Below are 4805 nucleotides of genomic sequence, written 5' to 3' on the forward strand. Positions count from 1 at the left end.
AATACTAATATCTGTAACATCTGTATTTTACAAAATATATCTAACAATTTGGGATATTAATTCAACAGTCTTTGTTAACTTAAGAAAGTTTAAAACCTTATGTAATAATGCTGGCATTAGACAAGAAGCTAAAGAAAGGATGCACTATATTAAGCCTACAGAAAAAAGAAAAGCTGCCAAAAGAGAATCTATCAGAAGAGCTAAGAATGATGAAAGAATAAGAAGACGCTGGTCTTAAGCTATAATTTCTCTTAATCTTAGTAAAAATATATTTATAATTTATCTAGCAAAGATCATAATAAAGTTTAATGATGATATAACACTCTAGTCCTTGAGTATATACTTAATCCATTAGAACTATTATAAACTCTATCTTTTAAATCTAATATTTCTCAAATATAAAAAATAGTCTTTAAGTCAAGCAAAAATTGTATAAGAATTTTTTATATATGCGTTTATGTAGAAATATCAATGAGGAGAGCAATTTTAGAAAAATTTCAAGACTATTTTAAAGCAAAAAAAATGCTAATATTAATTTCCGTACTCCTTATAGTACTTTTTATAAAGAAGTTTTTTATACGAAAGATAAGTAACAAAAGTAGGTTTTAAGATGCAAGAAAATAATAAAAAAATAAAGATATTATTTACTGATAAATCTACTTTATTTAGCAACTATAAGGAGACTAATCATGTACAAGAGTATCTTAGTTGAAAACCAACAAATGAGGCATTTATTATCAATAATAAAATCTCATTACATATCTGATAATCAAAATATAATACAAGAAGTAAATATGACTCATGTAGCTAATAGAATTGCTGATGAAACCGTAAGAAATTATGTGATTGATTGCTGGTATGATCTACAAAGGAAAGTAGGTTATGATGTTACTTTATTAGAAGATAATTCCAAGAAAAGTATTATTAATAGACTATATAAAAAATCTAGCTCTTTAAGCTTCGTTGTTAAAACAAAACCAGATCATACATCTGATGAAATTCATAAGTCTATTAAAAAAATATCAAATATTGATGTGATAATTAAAGAATTTAAAATTTAATAATCTGTTTATACATTAGCTAAAAATATCTCGAAATATATTAAATAACTACTAAATCCAATTTTTTATCTTTTTATATACTTACCATATATCCATATATAATCATTTAATGATAAAATGATCTTTCTTAATACCTTTTAGTTAGACTATTTCTACTACTAAAACTCTAGGCTTTAAGGCTTTATAAGTATGAAAAATACAATACATCAATCCTCACTATGGATATATCTAGCCGTTATTCTATTATCATTAAATGGCGGATATATTAATGCAGCAACTATAATTAGTTTTTTACATAATGCTGTAGGTTATGTTACCGGAAATATAGCTCTGTCAGGGACATACTTAGCTAAAGATGATTACATGATGTTTTTAAGTGCTATATTATTAGTTATCTCTTTTTTAATTGGTGCTATATTAAGTGGTTTAATTATTGAAGATATAAATTACAATAAAGATTATAGATATAAAGCAAACCTAATATTACAACTTATACTAGTCTCTATTTCTATAGTTTTAATTTATTATAAGCAAACATATTGTCAATATTTACTGGCAATGGCAATGGGTCTACAAAATGCTATGACTACGCACTATGGATCGGCACTTATTAGAACAACTCATATGACAGGAACAACTACTGATCTAGGTATACTAGTAGCTTATTGGATAAAGAAAAAGAAAGTAAAAATATGGAAAATAAAATTATATTCTATGCTAATATTATTTTTTCTAATAGGTTCTATCTTAGGTGGAATAATTTTTACAAATTTTCAAGAAAAATCCCTTTTTATTCCGGTACTAATATATTTAATAATGATATTTTTAAGCAAAAAATAAGTAACACACAATAATAATCCATATTTTATAAGATAAACTTATTGAATTAATAAAAATCATATATTTTACTTTATGAGATATGCCTCATAATATATACATAAATTAAGATCTTTTATGTGATGTAGAAAAATGAAAAAAATAATATTAACAATAACAGTAATTTTAAGTCTAACTTCAAAAGGTTTTAGTTATGGAATAGCAAATCAAGTTTCTAGTAGTTCTTTTTCAGCTCCTGTATTAGAGTTAGCATCTTAACTAAAAAATACAGAAAATGTTTGCTTCTTAGATATATGTTTTATATTAAGAATATAACCTAATTCGAATAGTATTTAACGCCTCTTTTAATTTTTTCTTTGCCATTTTCAACTCGCCATTTATTCGTATCCCTAAGGCTATATGCGCAACCACAGTACTCCTGTTGATAGAATTTCTCTTTCTTAGATATTTCTAGCATCCTATATGAGCCACCTTTTTTGCGCCAATTAAAATCCCAATATTGTATATTTTCAAATAAAGATGCCGCTTTTTTACCTGAAGTATTTATTTGCTCCATATTTTTCCATTTAGAAATTCCTAATGTACTAGATATAAGAGTAAAACCATTTTTACTAGCATATTCAGCTGTTTTGACAAATCTCATATCAAAACACATCGTACATCTAATACCTCTTTCTGGCTCATCTTCCATACCTTTAGCCAGATTAAACCAATTATCTTTATCATAATCAGCATCAACAAATGCCATACCTAACTTATCAGCATACCTTTTATTTTCTTCTTTTCTAATGATATATTCTTCTGTTGGATGAATATTTGGGTTATAAAAAAAGATAGTAACATCAATACCTGATGCTGCTAATGCATCCATAACCTCACCTGCACAAGGAGCACAACACGAATGTAGCAATACTTTTTTGCTACCATCAGGAGTTTCTAACTTAGGCCTTTTATAGTTATCTAAGAGATATTCTTCATTCATCATAATATTATAATCTCTCTAAATTTATTATATTTTTATAACATAGTATTTATTTTAATAAATTAATAAAGCTATATATACCAAAGATGGGATTTTTTAAATAAGCCCTATTAAATTATCCTACAAAAAGATATTATTTAACTAATAAAAAATACATATAAATTTTTATAAAATGAAAAAAATTCTATTCTTTGTTTTTTTAGTAATATTTTTAAATAGTTGTACATTCCAACATAGACCTGATCACTTCTCTACAAGCCAACAAACAAAAAGTAATTACAGTAAATTACTTACAAATAAGACAACAAATAACCAAGATTTTTTTAACAATAAGTAAAACTCTATTTTTTTACCCTCTAGCATTCTGTGAAAAATTTATATAAAATTAGCAGCTCATTAATATAATATTAAATAAAAATGTTAAAAAAATATTTTCTTCTTTTTTCTATAGGTCTCATTTGGGGATCACAATTTATTATTCAAAAGGAAGCTATAGAAAACTTCCCTCCCATACTGATAGCTCTAGCACGATCTTCAATTGGTTGTATTGTACTTTGCTGTATTTGCTACTTACTAAAACTAAAATCAAACCCTTTTAAAAAAGGGTTTGCTATATATTCATTAATAGCTTTTTTAGAAGCCACTATGCCTTTTATGTTAATACCTTGGGGACAAAAATTTGCAAGCCCTTCAATCACGGCTATTTTAACAGGAACAGTACCTTTCTTTGTAGTTTTATTAGGCCCTTTTATAGTAAAATCAAGAATTACTATATCAAACATATTAAGTATTTCTGTTGGATTTATTGGTCTTATAGTACTGTTTTATCCTGACCTAATATTAGGAAATAATTCTTTTAATATATTAGGAATACTAGCTATATTAATCGCAACAACATCTTTTGCTTTATCTTTACTATTATTAAGCAAATTTTGTTTTGATGATCATCCTGTTATAGTTTCAAGAAATCTTCTTATTTCTTCAACTATTCAATTAATCATATTAACAATTATATTTAGACCTAATGATAGCAGTATACATTGTTCGATATTATCTTTATCTTCTTTGCTATACTTAGGAGTTTTTTGTGCTGGTATTGTTTATTTTTTATATTCATCTCTTATAAAACTTGCCGGTCCTATATTTACATCATTTACAAACTATCTTGTTCCATTATTTGGAGTTATTTTTGGAATTTTAATAAACCATGATCCATCTAACTTAACTGTTTGGATATCTTTAATAATTATTCTTTTTGCAGTTAGTTTGAATTATATAACTAGACACTAATTCATAATTTTTACTTAATTATTCTTTTCTATGCTAGATTCATTTTTATTGCTAAAATATAAATGTAATTAAAACATAAGGAGAATATAAATGAAGTGCCCTTTTAAAGAAAATGAATCTTGTGGTAAACAGTTTGGTCTATGTGCTTTAGCTGTATTTTTAACTATTCTTGGTGTCGCTGTAGCACTAAAAATTATTACTTTAATTTTATGTATTTTTCCTGGATCTATACATGAAAATACATGGTTAGTTGTAGTATCTATTATTTTAGTTTTATTTGCTGCTAAATATCATAAAAAAGGTCATTGCTGTGGCTCTGATTGTAGTAGTTCATGCGGTAAAACTGGCTCTGATAAAAGCTGTTGTAATAAAAAAGAAGAAGCTACTGATGATTCTCAAAACTAATTTTTATTAGTTTTTCTATATTTTTTATCTATATAATATTTCTTACATTAAAAATGTTTTTGTAAATTTACAATGCAATATTTAAAACAAAATTGTGAGCTTACTTTAAGAGAGGGCTTACAAGAATATAATAAAAATTATTCTTTCTTAAACTCTAAAAGACTGTTGAATAAATCTTTCAATTTCTATGAATAGGAATATTTTTGCTATTTTTAGTAAAAACTTAGCCT

At 25.4% G+C, this 4805-nt stretch carries 7 protein-coding genes; 6 read left to right on the forward strand and 1 reads right to left on the reverse strand.

Annotated features, from left to right (window positions below):
- Positions 1-34 precede the first annotated feature (34 nt).
- The 4 genes from rpsU (at position 35) to R8535_RS10600 (ending at position 2156) form a co-directional block, all read left to right on the forward strand.
- Complete coding sequence (gene rpsU / locus R8535_RS10585) at positions 35-238, forward strand: 30S ribosomal protein S21 (RefSeq protein ID WP_329499089.1); 204 nt, start codon at positions 35-37, stop codon at positions 236-238.
- Positions 239-686: 448 nt separating this feature from the next.
- Positions 687-1061: a normocyte binding protein 2b gene (locus tag R8535_RS10590; RefSeq protein WP_329499090.1), complete on the forward strand. Its 375-nt coding sequence runs from the start codon at positions 687-689 to the stop codon at positions 1059-1061.
- 189 nt (positions 1062-1250) lie between these two features.
- Positions 1251-1901: a YoaK family protein gene (locus R8535_RS10595; RefSeq protein ID WP_329499079.1), complete on the forward strand. Its 651-nt coding sequence runs from the start codon at positions 1251-1253 to the stop codon at positions 1899-1901.
- Between the two features lie 129 nt (positions 1902-2030).
- A complete protein-coding gene (locus R8535_RS10600; RefSeq protein ID WP_329499081.1) occupies positions 2031-2156 on the forward strand; it encodes a hypothetical protein in 126 nt (41 codons plus the stop codon).
- A 58-nt stretch (positions 2157-2214) separates the two neighbouring features.
- On the opposite strand, the gene R8535_RS10605 is transcribed toward R8535_RS10600, so the two are convergent.
- Positions 2215-2883, reverse strand: a complete 669-nt coding sequence (locus tag R8535_RS10605) for an epoxyqueuosine reductase QueH (protein WP_329499083.1) — start codon at positions 2881-2883, stop codon at positions 2215-2217.
- 414 nt (positions 2884-3297) lie between these two features.
- Between R8535_RS10605 and R8535_RS10610 the strand changes: the two genes are divergently transcribed.
- Together R8535_RS10610 and R8535_RS10615 are read left to right on the forward strand one after the other, a co-directional pair.
- The gene (locus R8535_RS10610) at positions 3298-4170 is read left to right on the forward strand and encodes a DMT family transporter (RefSeq protein WP_329499085.1); all 873 of its coding nucleotides are present in this window, start codon (positions 3298-3300) and stop codon (positions 4168-4170) included.
- A 90-nt stretch (positions 4171-4260) separates the two neighbouring features.
- Entirely contained in the window at positions 4261-4575 is a 315-nt protein-coding gene (locus tag R8535_RS10615; RefSeq protein WP_329499087.1) for a hypothetical protein, read from the forward strand.
- Positions 4576-4805: the final 230 nt, after the last annotated feature.

It is taken from the genome of Francisella sp. 19S2-4 (genome assembly GCF_036281795.1).
In the GTDB taxonomy this organism is placed as follows: Bacteria; Pseudomonadota; Gammaproteobacteria; order Francisellales; family Francisellaceae; genus Francisella.

Bases quoted from the DNA above. Each gene is read 5' to 3' on its own strand.
- R8535_RS10605 (WP_329499083.1), bottom strand. From the start codon at position 2,883: ATGATGAATGAAGAATATCTCTTAGATAACTATAAAAGGCCTAAGTTA.
- R8535_RS10615 (WP_329499087.1), top strand. From the start codon at position 4,261: ATGAAGTGCCCTTTTAAAGAAAATGAATCTTGTGGTAAACAGTTTGGT.
- R8535_RS10595 (WP_329499079.1), top strand. From the start codon at position 1,251: ATGAAAAATACAATACATCAATCCTCACTATGGATATATCTAGCCGTT.
- R8535_RS10610 (WP_329499085.1), top strand. From the start codon at position 3,298: ATGTTAAAAAAATATTTTCTTCTTTTTTCTATAGGTCTCATTTGGGGA.
- R8535_RS10600 (WP_329499081.1), top strand. From the start codon at position 2,031: ATGAAAAAAATAATATTAACAATAACAGTAATTTTAAGTCTAACTTCA.